The organism is Cupriavidus sp. UME77 (assembly GCF_014170355.1).
GTDB lineage: Bacteria > Pseudomonadota > Gammaproteobacteria > Burkholderiales > Burkholderiaceae > Cupriavidus > Cupriavidus basilensis.
This window is the reverse complement of sequence record NZ_LZZU01000003.1, coordinates 1-14,165: the sequence shown is the minus strand read 5'-3', so window position 1 is coordinate 14,165 and position 14,165 is coordinate 1. Positions and strand designations below refer to the sequence as shown.

Sequence of the window (14,165 nt, the reverse complement as noted above, 5' to 3'; positions counted from 1 at the left end):
GCTCGAGGTGGCGATGTGCCTGGCTACCCAGCCCACCGTCCTGTTGCTGGATGAGCCTTTGGCCGGCATGGGCGCGGAGGAGTCGGCACGCATGCTTGCGCTGCTGCGTTCGCTGCGCGATGGCCACGCGGTGCTGCTGGTCGAGCACGACATGGAGGCGGTGTTCTCCGTTGCGGACGCGGATTGCATCGGGATCGCCCGAGGCGATCACGGTGCCGTTGACCATCACCGTGATCCGGTCCGCAACGGAGAACACCGCCTCCATGTCGTGCTCGACCAGCAGCACCGCGTGGCCATCGCGCAGCGAACGCAGCAGCGCAAGCATGCGTGCCGACTCCTCCGCGCCCATGCCGGCCAAAGGCTCATCCAGCAACAGGACGGTGGGCTGGGTAGCCAGGCACATCGCCACCTCGAGCTGGCGCTTCTGCCCATGCGACAGCGCCGTGGCAACGGTATCCGCGCAGCCTGCCAGGCCGGCGCATTCCAAGGCTTCGTCGCCCAGCGCGCGGCTGGTGCGGCAACGCTGCGCGCCCTCCCACAGCCGCCAGGCCCGCTGCGCGCGCGACTGCGCCGCCAGGCGGCAGTTCTCGCGCACCGTCAGCGGCAGGAAGATATTGTTGCGCTGATAGCTACGGCCCACGCCTTCGCGCGCCAGGCGCGGCTGCGACCAGCCGGTCACGTCGCGCCCCTGCAATTGCAACGCGCCAGACGATGACGGCAACTCGCCCGACAACATATTGATCAGCGTGGACTTGCCCGCGCCATTGGTGCCGATCACCGCGTGGATCTCGTGCAAGGCCAGGTCCAGGTCCACGTCGCCGACCGCGGTGAGGCCTCCAAAGCGGCGAGTCAGCTTGCGGGCCGACAAGACCGGCGCGGGTACTACAGGTGCAGGTGCGTTCATCGTGATCCTCCTTGGCGCCGGCGCGCGGCACCACGGGCCAGGCTGATCAGTCCATGCGGCAGCAAGGCCACCGCCAGGATGACAAAGCCGCCCATCAGCAACTGCCAGTGCTTGGTCAGCGTGCTGAACCACTCCGCGAGCAAGACGAAGGAGAAGGCGCCCAGCACCGCGCCCGCCAGGCTGCCGGCCCCGCCCAGGATCACCATCAGCATGGCGTTGCCGGACTGGTGCCAGGATGCGATCTCCGGATTGACGAAGCCGTACTGGATGGCATACAGGTAGCCGGCCAGGCCGGCAAAGGTGCCAGCCACCACGAAGGCGCCAAGCTGGTAGCGATAGGTGGCATAGCCGGCAGCGCGCATGCGCTGCTCGTTATGCTTGATGCCCACCAGCGCATGGCCGAAGCGCGAGCGCAGCACCACCGCCAGCCCGGCCACCGTGAGCACCAGCGCGCCAAGCACCAGCCAGTAGAAATGCGTGACGTCGTTGACGTCGAACGGGTGCGTCCCCAACAAGCCGAACTCCGGCCGGAAATAGATATAGGTACCGTCGCTGCCGCCCGCGATCTTGGTGTCGTGAAAAACGAAATACACCATCTGCGCGAAGGCCAGCGTGACCATGATGAAATAGATGCCGCGCGTGCGCAGCACCAGCGCGCCCACCACCAGCGCCAGCAGCGCGGCCGCGCCAAGCGCGCCCAGCAGCAAAAGCCAGCCGTTGCCCGGACCGGCCTGCGGCGCCATCATCGCGGTGGCGTAGGCGGCCATGGCGAAGTAAGCCGCATGGCCCAGGCTGACCAGCCCGGTGTAGCCGATCAGCAACTGCAGCGACAGCGCAAAGATGGCCATGATCATGACCTTGCTGACCAGCTCGATGTAAAAACGCTGCCCATCCGCATTCAGCAGTAGCGGCAGCACCGCCAGCGCCGCAAACACGGCCAGCCAGCCCAGGCCGCCCAGCCAGGGCATGGGCTGGCTGCGCGCGCGCACCGGCCCCTCCAATGCATTGGTATCGCTCGGCATATCCCTACCCCGCCTTGAACAAGCCCTGGGGTTTCCAGAGCAGGATGAGTGCCATCAGCAGGTAGACCAGCACGCCGGAGGCCTCCTGCCAGAACACCTTGCCGAACGTGTCGACGAAACCCAGCAGCAGCGAGGCCACCATGGCCCCCTTGACCGAGCCGATGCCGCCGATCACCACCACCACGAAGCACACGATCAGCACCTGGCTGCCCATGCCCGGATAGACCGAGGACACCGGCGCGGCGATCATGCCGGCCAGCACCGCCAGGGCCACGCCCAGCGCAAACACGAAGCGGTACAGCACCGTGACGTTGATGCCCAGCGACTGCACCATCTCGCGATTGGTGGCGCCGGCACGGATCATCATGCCAAGGCGCGTGCGGCGGATGACCAGGTACATGGCAGCGGCCACCAGCAGGCAGATCGCGGAGATAAACAGGCGATAGACCGGATAGGTCATGTCGTTGCCGATCGGCAGAGCCCAGTCGAGCATGGCCGGCACGGTCACGCCATGTACGTCGTCGTCCACCAGGATGCTGCGCAGCTCCTCGAACACAAGGATCAGCCCGTAGGTCATCAGCACCTGCTGCAGATGCTCGCGCTCGTAGAGATAGCTGAAGAACACCCACTCCAGCACGTAGCCGAACGCCACCGCCAGCACGATGCCCAGCGGAATGGCGATCAGCAGGCTGCCGGTCAGCCCGGCTAGCGTGAAAGCCAGGTAGGCGCCCAGCATGTAGAAGCTGCCGTGGGCGAGGTTGATCACGCCCATGATGCCGAAGATCAGCGTCAGGCCGCTCGCGACAAGAAAGAGCAGCAGGCCGTACTGGATGCTATTGAGGCATTGAATGAAGAAGGAAACGATATCCATGGATATCCATGCGACAAAGCGGCAACTCGGTTGCGGTATGCGGCCCGGCTGGCGCCGGGCCGGACTTTGGCACGGCGCCCTGGCGGCGGCGGGCCACGGCGTTTACCCGCTCAGAGCCGGCAGCCGCGCGCCGGATCGGCCAGCGCCTTCACTGCAACGGCGCCCAGCTTGTTCTCCCGGCCATCGACTTTGCGCAGGTAGAAATCCTGCACCGGATTGTGGGCCTTCGAGAGCGTGAAAGTCCCCCGCGGGCTATCGACCTTGGTCTGCTCCATCGCCTTGATGACCTCGGCCTTCTTGCTCATGTCGCCCTTGACCGCGCCGGCGCCTGCGGCCAGCAACTGCGCGGCGTCGTAGCCCTGCACGGCGTACACGTCGGGCTGCAGCTTGTAGGCCTTGGCGTATTCCAGGCGGAAGCTCTTGTCGCGCGGGTTGGGCAGGCCATCGGCATAGTGCAGCGTGGTTTCGATGCCTTGCGCAGCGGCGCCCTGTGCTTCCAGCGTGCCGTCGGTGAGAAAGCCCGACGCGTAGAGCGGAATCTTGTCCTTGAGGCCCGCCGCGGCCCAGTCCTTGACGAATTTCACGGCGCCGCCGCCGGCGAAGAACACGAAGACCGCATCGGGCTTGATCGATGCGACCTCGGTAATCAACGCCTGGAATTCCACGTTGGGGAACGGCAGGCTCAACTCCTTCACCACCTTGCCGCCCTTGGCCTCGAAGGCTTCCTTGAAGCCCTTGACCGACTGCTCGCCGGCCGCGTATTTCCACGTCAGCGTGACCACCTTCTTCATGCCGCGCTCGGCCAGCACATGGCCCATGGCGTAGCCCGGCTGCCAGTTCGAAAACGAGGAGCGGAAGATATTGGGGCCGCACAGCGGGCCGGTGGCTTCATCCACACCCGCATTGGGAATGATCAGCAGCGTGTTGTTTTCCTTGGCCACCTTGACGATGCCCATCTGCACGCCCGAGTGCACCGTGCCCACCACCACGTCGACCTGGTCGCGCTTGATCAGCTTGGTGGCGTTCTCCGGCGACTTGGCCGGATCGGACTCGTCGTCCACCTTGAAGTACTCGATCTCACGCCCGCCCAGCTTGCCGCCCTGCTCCTGCACGTACATCTTGAAGCCATTCTCGATGGCGTTGCCCAGCGACGCATAGGTGCCCGTGTAAGGCAGCATGAAGCCAACCTTGATCTTGCCGGTGCCCTGGGCATTGGCGCCCGCGGCAAAGGCAAGGGATGCAGCGATGGCTAGGCATGCGGGGGCCAGCCCGCGCGATGTGAAGCGATGCATGGATGTCTCCTGGTGGTCAAGCCGACTTCCGTCGCCTGGGCCGGCATCGCCAGCCTGCGGGACTCCCATCCGTGCGCGGCATTCGCGGACCTCGCGAGCCGCCGGACGGGGGGAACTGCAGGCCAACGCGCAGGGGGCGCGGAATTATTTTAGGTATGAAGTATGTGCCGTTATAAACCTGACTGCCGCGTCCGTCAACGGCCCGGGCTGGTCGCGGTGAGGCGAGTGGCCGCATCGCGGGAGTTTAAGCAGGACGGTTTGTGGCGCATATCGATGGATACCCTCAATCTGCGCCATGGTGCCGTATTCGTCGTCCTCGCCTTGCACCGCGAGCACGGGACATTGGATCTGCGACAGCAGCGGATGCAGGTCGAAGGCGCGGAACGCGGGATCGAGCCAGATATCGTTCCAACCCCAGAAGGCGGAATCCACATCGTCGTGATGGCGCGCCAGCTTGCTGCGCAGGTCCGTCTGCAGATAGGCCTCGCGGGCGGCCCGGATGCTGCTCACCGAGATATCCTCCGCCAGGATGTGCGGCGCCAGCACGGTGATGCCATCGACCGCCTGAGGGAAACTCGCGGCATGTATCAGCGCGATCGAGCCGCCGTCGCTGTGGCCGAACAGCCAGGGCTTGCCACGTTTGCGCCCCGGCCCGATCTCGAGTGTGTCGAACAGCGCCGGCAGTGCCTCGCGCGCCTGGCGATGCATGTAGTCGACGCCCCACTTTTCCGGGGCGGGACGCGGGGTGGAGCGCCCATAGCCATAACGCGACAGCACCAGCCCGCGAAAGTCCCCAGCCTCGCACAGCGCGGCGGGATAGTCGCGCCACATGCTGATCGAACCCAGCCCCTCGTGCAGGAAGACCACCAGCGGGCGCTCCTGCCGCTGCGGCCGCAGCCACTGGATCTCGATCTGGATACGGCGGCCATCAAACGGAATTTCCACCAATTCGCTTTGCATGCCCTTGCCCTTCATCATCGGTCTGTCGTCGCTGGCACGATTGCCGGCTCCGGAGCCGCGCCATCGGCGGCCGCGTGCGCAGCCTGCTCACGCTGGCGCAGCCGGAAGCGCTGGATCTTGCCGGTGGCCGTCTTCGGCAGTTCAGCCACGCACTCGATCTGGCGCGGATACTTATACGGGGCCAGCCGCGACTTGACGAACGCCTGCAACTCGGCCGCCATGCCATCATGCCAGGACTGCCCGGGGCGCAGCACCACGAAGGCTTTCGGCTTGACCAGTTCGTCGGCATCGGCCACGCCGATCACCGCTGCCTCCAGCACGGCCGGATGCAGGGCCAGCACGGCCTCGACCTCGAATGGCGATACATAGATGCCGCCCACCTTGAGCATATCGTCGCTGCGCCCGGCGTAGATGAAATAGCCATCCGCATCCTGCTGGTACTTGTCGCCGCTGCGGGTCCATTCGCCCACGAAGGTGTCGCGGGTCTTGTCGCGGTTGCCCCAGTACATCAGCGCGGCGCTCGGGCCCTTGATAAAGAGGTCTCCGATCTCGCCCGGCGCGCAGGGCTGGCCCGCTTCATCCAGCAGCCTCAGCGCGTATCCGGGCACCGGCTTGCCGGTGGTGCCATAGCGCACGTCGCCGGGACGGTTCGACAGGAAGATGTGCAACATCTCGGTGGAGCCAATGCCGTCGAGGATGTCGCAGCCAAAATGCGCGCGGAAACGATCGCCGATATCCTTGGGCAGCGCCTCGCCCGCCGAGGTGCAAACGCGCAGCGCAACGTCCGGCCGACCCGGCAGGTCGCTCGCGGCCAGCATGCCGGCATATAACGTGGGCACGCCGCAGAAAACCGTCGGGCGCTGTTCGCGCAGCCGGCGAAACACCGCTTGCGGCGTGGGACGTTCGGCCATCAACACGGTGGTGGCACCAACGGCAAGCGGAAACGTCAGCGCATTGCCCAGGCCATAGGCGAAGAACAGCTTCGCCGCCGAAAAAACCACATCGTCTTCGCGCAGGCCAAGCACCTGGCGCGCATAGAGATCGGCGGTATGGAACAGGTTGCCATGCGTGTGCACGGTGCCCTTTGGACGCCCCGTGGAGCCGGACGAATACAGCCAGAAGGCGATGTCGTCCGGCCGCGTGGCGGCAGCGCCTTCCAGCGGCATGCCCTGCCCGGCCATCTCGGCCACGCTAGGCCCCGGGCCGGCACTGCCGGCATCCGGTGCGGCAAGGATCAGCGCGGGCGCGGTGCCGGCTTTGCCGATGGCATCGCGCATGACGCTGGCCAGCGGCGCCGAGACCACGGCCGCGCGCGCGCCGCTGTGGTCCAGCATGTAAGCGTAGTCGTCGACGGTCAGCAGCGTGTTGACGGCCACGGGCACCACGCCGGCGAGCAGGCAGCCGAGGAACACCGTGGGGAAATCGACGGTGTCCAGCGCGCACAGCAGCAAGCGCTCCTCGGGGCGGATCCCGGCATGCAGCAAAGCGGCGGCGAAGCGCCGGCAGCGCTGGTCCAGCGCGGCGAAGCTGAGCAGGCCGGCATCGTCCACATAGGCGATCTTGTCGGCGCGGCCTGCCGCCAGGTTGCGCGACAGCAAGTCGGCGGCGGCGTTGTAGCGGGCCGGCAGTACGGAAATGGCCGCCGCCGTAGCAGCATGAGTCGCATCGGCCGCCGGGGACGGGGATGCAATGGGGGGCGTCATGTCTCCACTCCTCGATGCCGTCCCAGGGTCACACTTCGCCGCGGGAACGGATTCAGGTTTGTCGTGATTTTTTGTTTTTCTTCTTGACCTGCATTTGTCGATGCATTTTATTGCATATCACCTATTATGCAAGCAGAGAAATGCACTATATGACACGAGGGTCGCGTCCCTTATAATCGCACCCCCGATCCTGGCCCCAACCGCTACCCTTCCCTATCCAAACCCGCCCGCCATGCGCCGCGACCCAGACCCACTGCTGGCCCCCGACTCCTCCGACGCCCGCCCTGCCGGCGAGCGCGATCCCTACCTGACGCAACTCGGCGAGCGCATCCGCTCGCTGCGCGCGGCGCGCGGCATGTCGCGCAAGGACCTCGCACGCGGGGCGGAGGTGTCCGAGCGCTACCTCGCCAACCTGGAGACCGGCACCGGCAATGCGTCCGTGCTGCTGCTGCGCCAGGTGGCGCGCGCGCTGGATGTGCCGCTGCCGGTGGTGCTGGCGGAGATGGAGACCCAGCACGCTGCTGGTGGCCAGCCTGCCTCGGAATTCTCGCAGCTGGTGCAGTGGCTGGCGCAACTGCCCGCGGCCGACCTGTCACGCGTGCGCGAGGCTTGCCACCACGCCCTGGCACCCTCCGCCTCCCATGACGCGCGCCATCGCCGCATTTCGCTGATCGGGCTGCGCGGCGCCGGCAAATCCACGCTCGGGCGGGCGCTGGCCGCGGCCATGGAAGTGCCCTTCGTCGAGCTCAACGGCGTCATCGAGCAGGAGGCCGGCGCCAGCTTGGCCGAAATCCACTCGCTCTATGGGCAGGCCGCCTACCGCCGCTACGAGATGCGCGCACTTGAACGCGTGCTGCGCGAGAACGACCGCATGGTGCTGGCCACGCCCGGGAGCCTGGTCTCGGAGCCCTCCACGTTCAACCTGCTGCTGGCACGCTGCTACACGGTCTGGGTAAAGACCTCGCCCGAGGAACACATGGCACGGGTGGTGGCGCAGGGCGACATGCGCCCGATGGAAGGCAACCGTGAAGCCATGGACGATTTGCGCCGGATCCTGCTGGCGCGCAGCCCGCTCTACTCCCGCGCGGACGTGACGATCGACACCAGTGGCCAGGACCCCACCACCTCCCTGCAGGCCTTGCGCGCCCATCTTCGAATCATCGGCGCGTGATTGGTACCGGGTTGGCGCCCGAGCATCGCGCAAGGATTGCGCCGGCCGGCTTTGTGCACTATATTTCATCCCAAGGGATGATCGACAATATAATGCATAAAGGAGACCACGATGTCCGCCCCGGCCACTCCCACCACCACAGCCACCACCACTGAGCAAGCCCCCGTCACCTTTGAGCGCGACCCCGCGCAGTACCGCCACTGGAAAATGACGTTCGCGGGCCCGGTGGCCACGCTGTCCATGGATGTCGACGAAGACGGCGGCCTGCGCCCCGGCTACGCCCTCAAGCTGAACTCCTACGACCTCGGCGTGGACATCGAGCTGCACGATGCCGTGCAGCGCATCCGCTTCGAGCACCCGGAAGTGCGCACCGTGGTCCTCACCAGCGCCAAGGACCGCATTTTCTGCTCAGGCGCCAACATCTTCATGCTCGGCAAGTCATCGCACGCCTGGAAGGTGAACTTCTGCAAGTTCACCAACGAAACCCGCAATGGCATCGAGGACGCCAGCCGCCACTCTGGCCTGAAGTTCATCGCGGCCTGCAACGGCACCACCGCCGGCGGCGGCTATGAGCTGGCCCTGGCCTGTGACGAGATCGTGCTGGTCGACGACCGCTCCTCGGCCGTCAGCCTGCCCGAAGTGCCGCTGCTGGGCGTGCTGCCTGGCACCGGCGGGCTCACGCGCATCACCGACAAGCGCCGGGTGCGGCGCGACCACGCCGACATCTTCTGCACCACCACCGAGGGCGTGCGCGGACAGCGGGCGCACGACTGGAAGCTGGTCGATGCCGTGGTCAAGCCGGCACGCTTCGCAGAGCATGTGCAACAGCGCGCGCTCGCGCTGGCCGCGCAGAGCGACCGCCCCGCCGGCCACGATGGCGTGAAGCTCACACCACTGTCGCGCCGCCAGGAGGCGCACGGCTACCGCTATGACACGGTCCAGGTGCATATCGACCCACATGCCCGCAAGGCCACGCTGACGGTCTTCGGTCCGGCCAAGCACCAGCCGCAGGCGCTGGCCGCGATCCTTGCCGCCGGCGCCGACTGGTGGCCGCTGCGCGCGAGCTCGATGACGCCATCCTCACGCTGCGCGCCAACCATCTCGATATCGGCATGTGGATTCTCAAGACCGAGGGCGACCCCCATCAGGTGTTGGCCACCGATGCGCTGCTGGATGCGCATGCCGGCCACTGGTTCGTGCGCGAGACCATCGGCATGCTGCGCCGCACGCTGGCGCGCCTGGAGGTGTCGTCGCGCACGCTGTTTGCGCTGATCGAGCCGGATTCCTGCTTTGCCGGCACGTTGCTGGAACTGGCCCTGGCCGCCGACCGCAGCTACATGCTGCACCTGCCCGACGCGCCGGACGATGCACCGCGCGTGTTCGCCAGCGCCGCCAATTTCGGCCGCTATCCGGCCGTCAACGGACTGACCCGGCTGGCCGCGCGCTTCTACCAGGACGAGATGGCAATCCAGGCCGTGCGGGACCATATCGGTGCACCGCTCGATGCCATCAACGCCGGCTCGCTCGGCCTCGTCACCGCCACGCCCGACGACATCGACTGGGAAGACGAGATCCGCATTGCCATCGAGGAGCGCGCCAGCCTGTCGCCGGACGCCCTGACGGGACTCGAAGCCAACCTGCGCTTCGGGCCGGTGGAGACCATGGAGACCCGCATCTTCGGCCGCCTCACCGCCTGGCAGAACTGGATCTTCAACCGGCCCAACGCGGTGGGCGAGCAAGGCGCGCTCAAGGTGTTCGGCTCGGGCAACAAGGCCCGCTTCGACTGGGACCGCGTCTGAGCCCGCCTGCCCATTTGGGCCAGCCGCCCACGCAACAAAAAACAAGACAAGGAGACAACCCCGTGAGCATCGACTACAGCCAGAAGATCCCGAACAACGTCAACCTGTCCGACGACCGCGCGCTGCAGCGCGCGCTCGAGCACTGGCAGCCCGCCTTTCTCGACTGGTGGCGCGACATGGGGCCCGAAGGCTCGCACCAGCACGATGTCTACCTGCGCACGGCGGTCTCGGTCGATCCTTCCGGCTGGGCGCACTTTGACCACGTCAAGATGCCCGACTATCGCTGGGGCATCTTCCTCCAGCCCGCCGACCCGGCGCGCCGCATTCATTTCGGCGAGCACAAGGGCGAAGCGGCCTGGCAGGAAGTGCCGGGCGAGCATCGCGCCAACCTGCGGCGCATCATCGTCACCCAGGGCGACACCGAGCCGGCCTCGGTGGAGCAGCAACGCCACCTGGGCATGACCTGCCCCTCGCTCTACGACCTGCGCAACCTGTTCCAGGTCAATGTGGAAGAAGGCCGCCACTTGTGGGCCATGGTGTACCTGCTGCATCGCCATTTTGGGCGCGACGGGCGGGAAGAGGCCGAGGCGCTGCTGGGGCGGCGCTCCGGCGACGAGGACAACCCGCGCATCCTGGGCGCCTTCAACGAGCGCACGCCTGACTGGCTGGCCTTCTTCATGTTCACCCACTTCACCGACCGCGACGGCAAGTTCCAGCTCTGCGCGCTGGCCGAATCCAGCTTCGACCCGCTGGCGCGCACCACGCGCTTCATGCTGACCGAAGAAGCCCACCACATGTTCGTTGGCGAGTCCGGCATCTCCCGCGTGATCCAGCGCACCTGCGAAGTCATGCGCGAGCGCGATATCCAGGATCCCGCGGACGTGCGCGCCGCAGGCGTGATCGATCTCGATACCATCCAGCGCTACCTCAACTTCCACTACAGCGTGACCATCGACCTGTTCGGCGCCGACCAGTCGTCCAACGCCGCCACCTTCTACAGCGCCGGGCTCAAGGGCCGCTTCGAGGAAGGCAAGCGTGGCGACGACCACGTGCTCAAGGGCGAGGTGTACCGCATCCTCGACGTCACCGACGGCCGCCTGGGCGAGCGCGAGGTGCCCATGCTCAACGCGCTCAACGAGGTGCTGCGCGACGACTACGTCAAGGACACGCTCGGCGGCGTGGCGCGCTGGAACAAGGTGATCGAAAAGCACGGCATCGCGTTGCGCATGACGGTGCCGCACAAGGCGTTCAACCGCAAGATCGGCAGCCTGGCCAACGTCCATGTCTCGCCAGCGGGCGAGCTGCTCACCGAAGCGCAATGGCAGGCCGGCGAGCGCGAGTGGCTGGCAACCGACGAGGACCGCGCCTTCGTGGCCTCGCTGATGGGCCGCGTCACCGAGCCCGGCAAGTACGCCAACTGGATCGCTCCGCCGATGGTGGGCGTCAACCGCCAGCCGATGGATTTCGAGTACGTGCGCTTCAACTGACCCTGACCAGCCCGGACTGACCCACGGGCAACATGCGGCGCAGCGCCGGCGACAGACCGGCCACGCGCCAAGGAGACCAAAGAGATGGGCGCCCCCGACATCATCAAGCAGCACCTGATCGACCCCGAGATCTGCATCCGCTGCAACACCTGCGAAGACACCTGCCCGATCGACGCGATCACCCATGACGACCGCAACTACGTGGTCAGGGCCGATGTGTGCAACGGCTGCGGCGCCTGCCTGGGCCCGTGCCCCACCGGCGCGATCGACAACTGGCGCACGATGCTCAAAAGCGAGGCCTATCCGATCGAGGCGCAGTTGCTATGGGACGAGCTACCCGCCAGCCTGCCCTTGCCGGCGGACGCGGGGATCGATGCCGCGCCGGATCCGGCTTCGCCGCCGCAGACCGGGCTGGAGCCGCAAACCCAGCAGGTGGAAACCAGCCGGCATACCTCGCCCAAGGCGCCCTGGTCGGCGGCGCATCCGTATGTCAACCTGCATGGCGTGCGCGCCCCCGTCACCGCCACCGTGGCCGGCAACTACCGCCTGACCGCCGACGACGCATCGAGCGATGTGCATCACATCGTGCTGGATTTCGGGCAGCACTTTTTCCCGGTGCTGGAAGGCCAGGCCATCGGCATCGTGCCGCCCGGCACCGACGCCAATGGCAAGCCGCACTACATCCGCATGTACTCGATCGCCAGCCCGCGTGACGGCGAGCGCCCGGGCTACAACAACCTGGCGCTCACCGTGAAGCGCGTCGAGCAGGATCATGAAGGGCAGCCGGTGCGCGGCGTGGCATCCAACTTCCTGTGCGATCTCGCGCGCGGCGACGAAGTGCGCGTGGTCGGCCCGTTCGGCACCACCTTCCTGATGCCCAACCACCGCGAAGCCAGCGTGATGATGATCTGCACCGGCACCGGCTCGGCCCCGATGCGCGCCATGACCGAGCACATGCGGCGCAACGTCGAGCAATTCGACGGACAGCGCCTGTTGTTCTTCGGCGCCCGCAACGCGCGGGAACTGCCCTACTTCGGCCCGTTGATGAAACTGCCGCCGAGCTTCCTCGATATCCATCTCGCCTTCTCGCGCGATCCCGGCCAGCCCCGGCGCTATGTGCAGGACGCCATCCGCGAAGCCGGCGCCCGCGTGGCGGCGCTGCTCAAGGATCCGCACGGCCATGTCTACATCTGCGGCCTCAAGGGAATGGAAGACGGGGTGCTGGCTGCGTTCGCAGAGGTCTGCGCCAGCGCCGGGCTGGCCTGGGGTGAACTGGAAGCGGCCATGAAGACAGAGGGACGGCTGCATATCGAGACGTACTGAGACGTACTGATCCGGCGGAAGGCCTCGCTTCGTTGCGCCCCACGCCCTCGCAACGCAGAGCGCCGCAGAAGGTCATGTACAGGACAAGTGCGCATTCTGCAGTGGGCGAGGCCACCAAGCAATGCGGATAAAGATGGCGTTTTCCTCCTTCCCTTACGAAACGAACCACCTATAATGTTTCTGAAGAAACAGGAGCGAGGCGATGCAACCCAAGCAAGTCCCGGAGCATCTTCCTGCCGGCAGTCCGGACCCCGGCACCACCCTCACCAAGGCGGTCATGCGTGCAGCCGGCTTCCTTGGCATTAGCCAGGCAGGCGTGGCCAACGTGCTGGGCATCAGCACCGCTTCGGTATCCCGAATGGCTTCCGGGGGCTATGTGCTCGATGCGCATCGCAAGGAATGGGAGTTCGGCGTGCTGTTCGTGCGCCTGTTCCGCTCGCTCGACGCCATCCTCGGCCACAGCGACCAGGCCCGCCTCTGGCTGGCCAACGAAAACCTGGCGTTGGGTGGCAAGCCGCTCGACCTGATCCGCACAACAGAGGGCCTGGTACGTGTCGTTCACTATCTGGATGCCACCCGCGGTCGCGTCTGAGCGCAAGCCGTTTGCGCTCACGCTCTGGCGGGCGGTTGAGGCTCAGCATGTGGTATCGACGATGCCGCTGGTCGACAGCCTGGAGGAGCAGGCCGTGCTGGAAGCCGTGCTGGACGCCGGCAAGCCCGCGGTGCCCGCCGACGCACGCCACCTGCACTATCTTCTGTTCACGCCCTTTCGCTACCCGCCCTCGCCCTGGGGCTCGCGCTTTCGCGCCGAGCAGGATCCTGGCGTGTTCTACGGCGCGGACGATATTCGCACCGCCTGCGCGGAACTGGGCTACTGGCGCTGGCGCTTCCTGCTCGACAGCCCGGCGCTGCCCCGCATCGACGCCCGGCCCCACACCTTGTTCCAGGTCAGCGTGCGCACCGACGGCATCGCGCTCGACGCCCCGCCCTTTGCCGAAGACGCAGCGAAGTGGACCGATCCCAACCACTATGACGCTTGCCAGGCCCTGGCCCGCACGGCCCGGGAAGCTGGCCTCGGCATGATCCGCTACACCTCGGTGCGCGACCCGGAGCACGGCGCCTGCGCCGCACTGCTGACCCCGCGCGCCTTCGCCGAACCGCAGCCACGTACCACCACCACCTGGATGCTGACCGTGCGGCCTGACCGCGTCATCTGGCAACGCGACGACCTGCTGCAGCGGGACAGTTTCCAGTTTGCGTCCTGCGTCTGGCAGCGCGGCAAGGCCAGCCCCGACCCAGCCTGAACCCCGGCGTGCCATTGCGGCCGCAATCCTAATCGGGGCGAGTTCTTGCGCCCTTCGCCATTCCGGCGCAATTGGCTGTTGCACTGCGGCAGGATTTGCCTTACAATCTTTTTCTTCGACGGACGCGGGGTGGAGCAGTTGGCAGCTCGTCGGGCTCATAACCCGAAGGTCGCAGGTTCAAGTCCTGCCCCCGCAACCAAATGCCCGCATGCCAATGCAGTCACGGTCGAAGCAAAGCAAAACGCCCTATACGGGCGTTTTTTGTTTTGTGCGCCGGGTGCTCGACTTTGGTGCGGTCCCGCTCGCTAGCCCACCCCAAACTAGCATCC

The 14,165-nt window shown here is 66.4% G+C and carries 10 protein-coding genes, 1 tRNA gene and 2 pseudogenes; 7 read left to right on the top strand and 6 right to left on the bottom strand.

What is annotated here, in order from left to right; translation table 11 throughout:
• Positions 1-175 precede the first annotated feature (175 nt).
• The 6 genes and pseudogenes from A9975_RS00810 to A9975_RS00785 form a co-directional block, all read right to left on the bottom strand.
• A pseudogene (locus tag A9975_RS00810) lies at positions 176-904 on the bottom strand (ABC transporter ATP-binding protein); the annotation flags it as partial.
• Positions 901-1,872, bottom strand: coding sequence for a branched-chain amino acid ABC transporter permease (locus tag A9975_RS00805; protein ID WP_255502984.1), 972 nt, complete (start codon positions 1,870-1,872; stop codon positions 901-903). The pseudogene A9975_RS00810 and the gene A9975_RS00805, both read right to left, overlap by 4 nt.
• A 58-nt stretch (positions 1,873-1,930) precedes the next feature.
• Positions 1,931-2,797 carry a branched-chain amino acid ABC transporter permease gene (locus tag A9975_RS00800; protein ID WP_150987739.1) on the bottom strand — a complete coding sequence of 289 codons (867 nt, stop codon included), beginning with the start codon at positions 2,795-2,797 and terminating at the stop codon, positions 1,931-1,933.
• A gap of 110 nt (positions 2,798-2,907) precedes the next feature.
• Positions 2,908-4,089, bottom strand: a complete 1,182-nt coding sequence (locus A9975_RS00795) for an ABC transporter substrate-binding protein (RefSeq protein WP_183030966.1) — start codon at positions 4,087-4,089, stop codon at positions 2,908-2,910.
• Positions 4,090-4,233: 144 nt separating this feature from the next.
• Positions 4,234-5,049 carry an alpha/beta fold hydrolase gene (locus A9975_RS00790; protein ID WP_183030968.1) on the bottom strand — a complete coding sequence of 272 codons (816 nt, stop codon included), beginning with the start codon at positions 5,047-5,049 and terminating at the stop codon, positions 4,234-4,236.
• A 14-nt stretch (positions 5,050-5,063) separates the two neighbouring features.
• Positions 5,064-6,752, bottom strand: coding sequence for a benzoate-CoA ligase family protein (locus A9975_RS00785; RefSeq protein ID WP_183030965.1), 1,689 nt, complete (start codon positions 6,750-6,752; stop codon positions 5,064-5,066).
• 232 nt (positions 6,753-6,984) lie between these two features.
• Between A9975_RS00785 and A9975_RS00780 the strand changes: the two genes are divergently transcribed.
• From A9975_RS00780 to A9975_RS00750, 7 genes and pseudogenes are all read left to right on the top strand, one after another.
• Positions 6,985-7,923 (top strand): helix-turn-helix transcriptional regulator, encoded by a 939-nt coding sequence (locus A9975_RS00780; RefSeq protein WP_183030964.1) that lies wholly within the window; start codon positions 6,985-6,987, stop codon positions 7,921-7,923.
• A gap of 111 nt (positions 7,924-8,034) precedes the next feature.
• A pseudogene (boxC, locus tag A9975_RS00775) lies at positions 8,035-9,722 on the top strand (2,3-epoxybenzoyl-CoA dihydrolase).
• A gap of 62 nt (positions 9,723-9,784) precedes the next feature.
• On the top strand, positions 9,785-11,209 hold the full coding sequence (boxB, locus tag A9975_RS00770; protein WP_183030963.1) for a benzoyl-CoA 2,3-epoxidase subunit BoxB: 1,425 nt from the start codon (positions 9,785-9,787) through the stop codon (positions 11,207-11,209).
• Positions 11,210-11,293: 84 nt separating this feature from the next.
• Complete coding sequence (boxA, locus tag A9975_RS00765; protein WP_183030962.1) at positions 11,294-12,532, top strand: benzoyl-CoA 2,3-epoxidase subunit BoxA; 1,239 nt, start codon at positions 11,294-11,296, stop codon at positions 12,530-12,532.
• A 202-nt stretch (positions 12,533-12,734) separates the two neighbouring features.
• Entirely contained in the window at positions 12,735-13,124 is a 390-nt protein-coding gene (locus A9975_RS00760; protein ID WP_043345277.1) for an MbcA/ParS/Xre antitoxin family protein, read from the top strand.
• Positions 13,084-13,836, top strand: a complete 753-nt coding sequence (locus tag A9975_RS00755) for an RES family NAD+ phosphorylase (protein ID WP_183030961.1) — start codon at positions 13,084-13,086, stop codon at positions 13,834-13,836. Before A9975_RS00760 ends, A9975_RS00755 begins: the two co-directional genes overlap by 41 nt.
• A gap of 123 nt (positions 13,837-13,959) precedes the next feature.
• Positions 13,960-14,035: transfer RNA gene (locus A9975_RS00750), tRNA-Met, on the top strand.
• The last annotated feature ends 130 nt before the right edge of the window (positions 14,036-14,165 follow it).

Bases quoted from the DNA above. Each gene is read 5' to 3' on its own strand.
- A9975_RS00805 (WP_255502984.1), bottom strand. From the start codon at position 1,872: ATGCCCTGGCTGGGCGGCCTGGGCTGGCTGGCCGTGTTTGCGGCGCTG.
- A9975_RS00800 (WP_150987739.1), bottom strand. From the start codon at position 2,797: ATGGATATCGTTTCCTTCTTCATTCAATGCCTCAATAGCATCCAGTAC.
- A9975_RS00795 (WP_183030966.1), bottom strand. From the start codon at position 4,089: ATGCATCGCTTCACATCGCGCGGGCTGGCCCCCGCATGCCTAGCCATC.
- A9975_RS00790 (WP_183030968.1), bottom strand. From the start codon at position 5,049: ATGCAAAGCGAATTGGTGGAAATTCCGTTTGATGGCCGCCGTATCCAG.
- A9975_RS00785 (WP_183030965.1), bottom strand. From the start codon at position 6,752: ATGACGCCCCCCATTGCATCCCCGTCCCCGGCGGCCGATGCGACTCAT.
- A9975_RS00780 (WP_183030964.1), top strand. From the start codon at position 6,985: ATGCGCCGCGACCCAGACCCACTGCTGGCCCCCGACTCCTCCGACGCC.
- boxA (WP_183030962.1), top strand. From the start codon at position 11,294: ATGGGCGCCCCCGACATCATCAAGCAGCACCTGATCGACCCCGAGATC.
- A9975_RS00760 (WP_043345277.1), top strand. From the start codon at position 12,735: ATGCAACCCAAGCAAGTCCCGGAGCATCTTCCTGCCGGCAGTCCGGAC.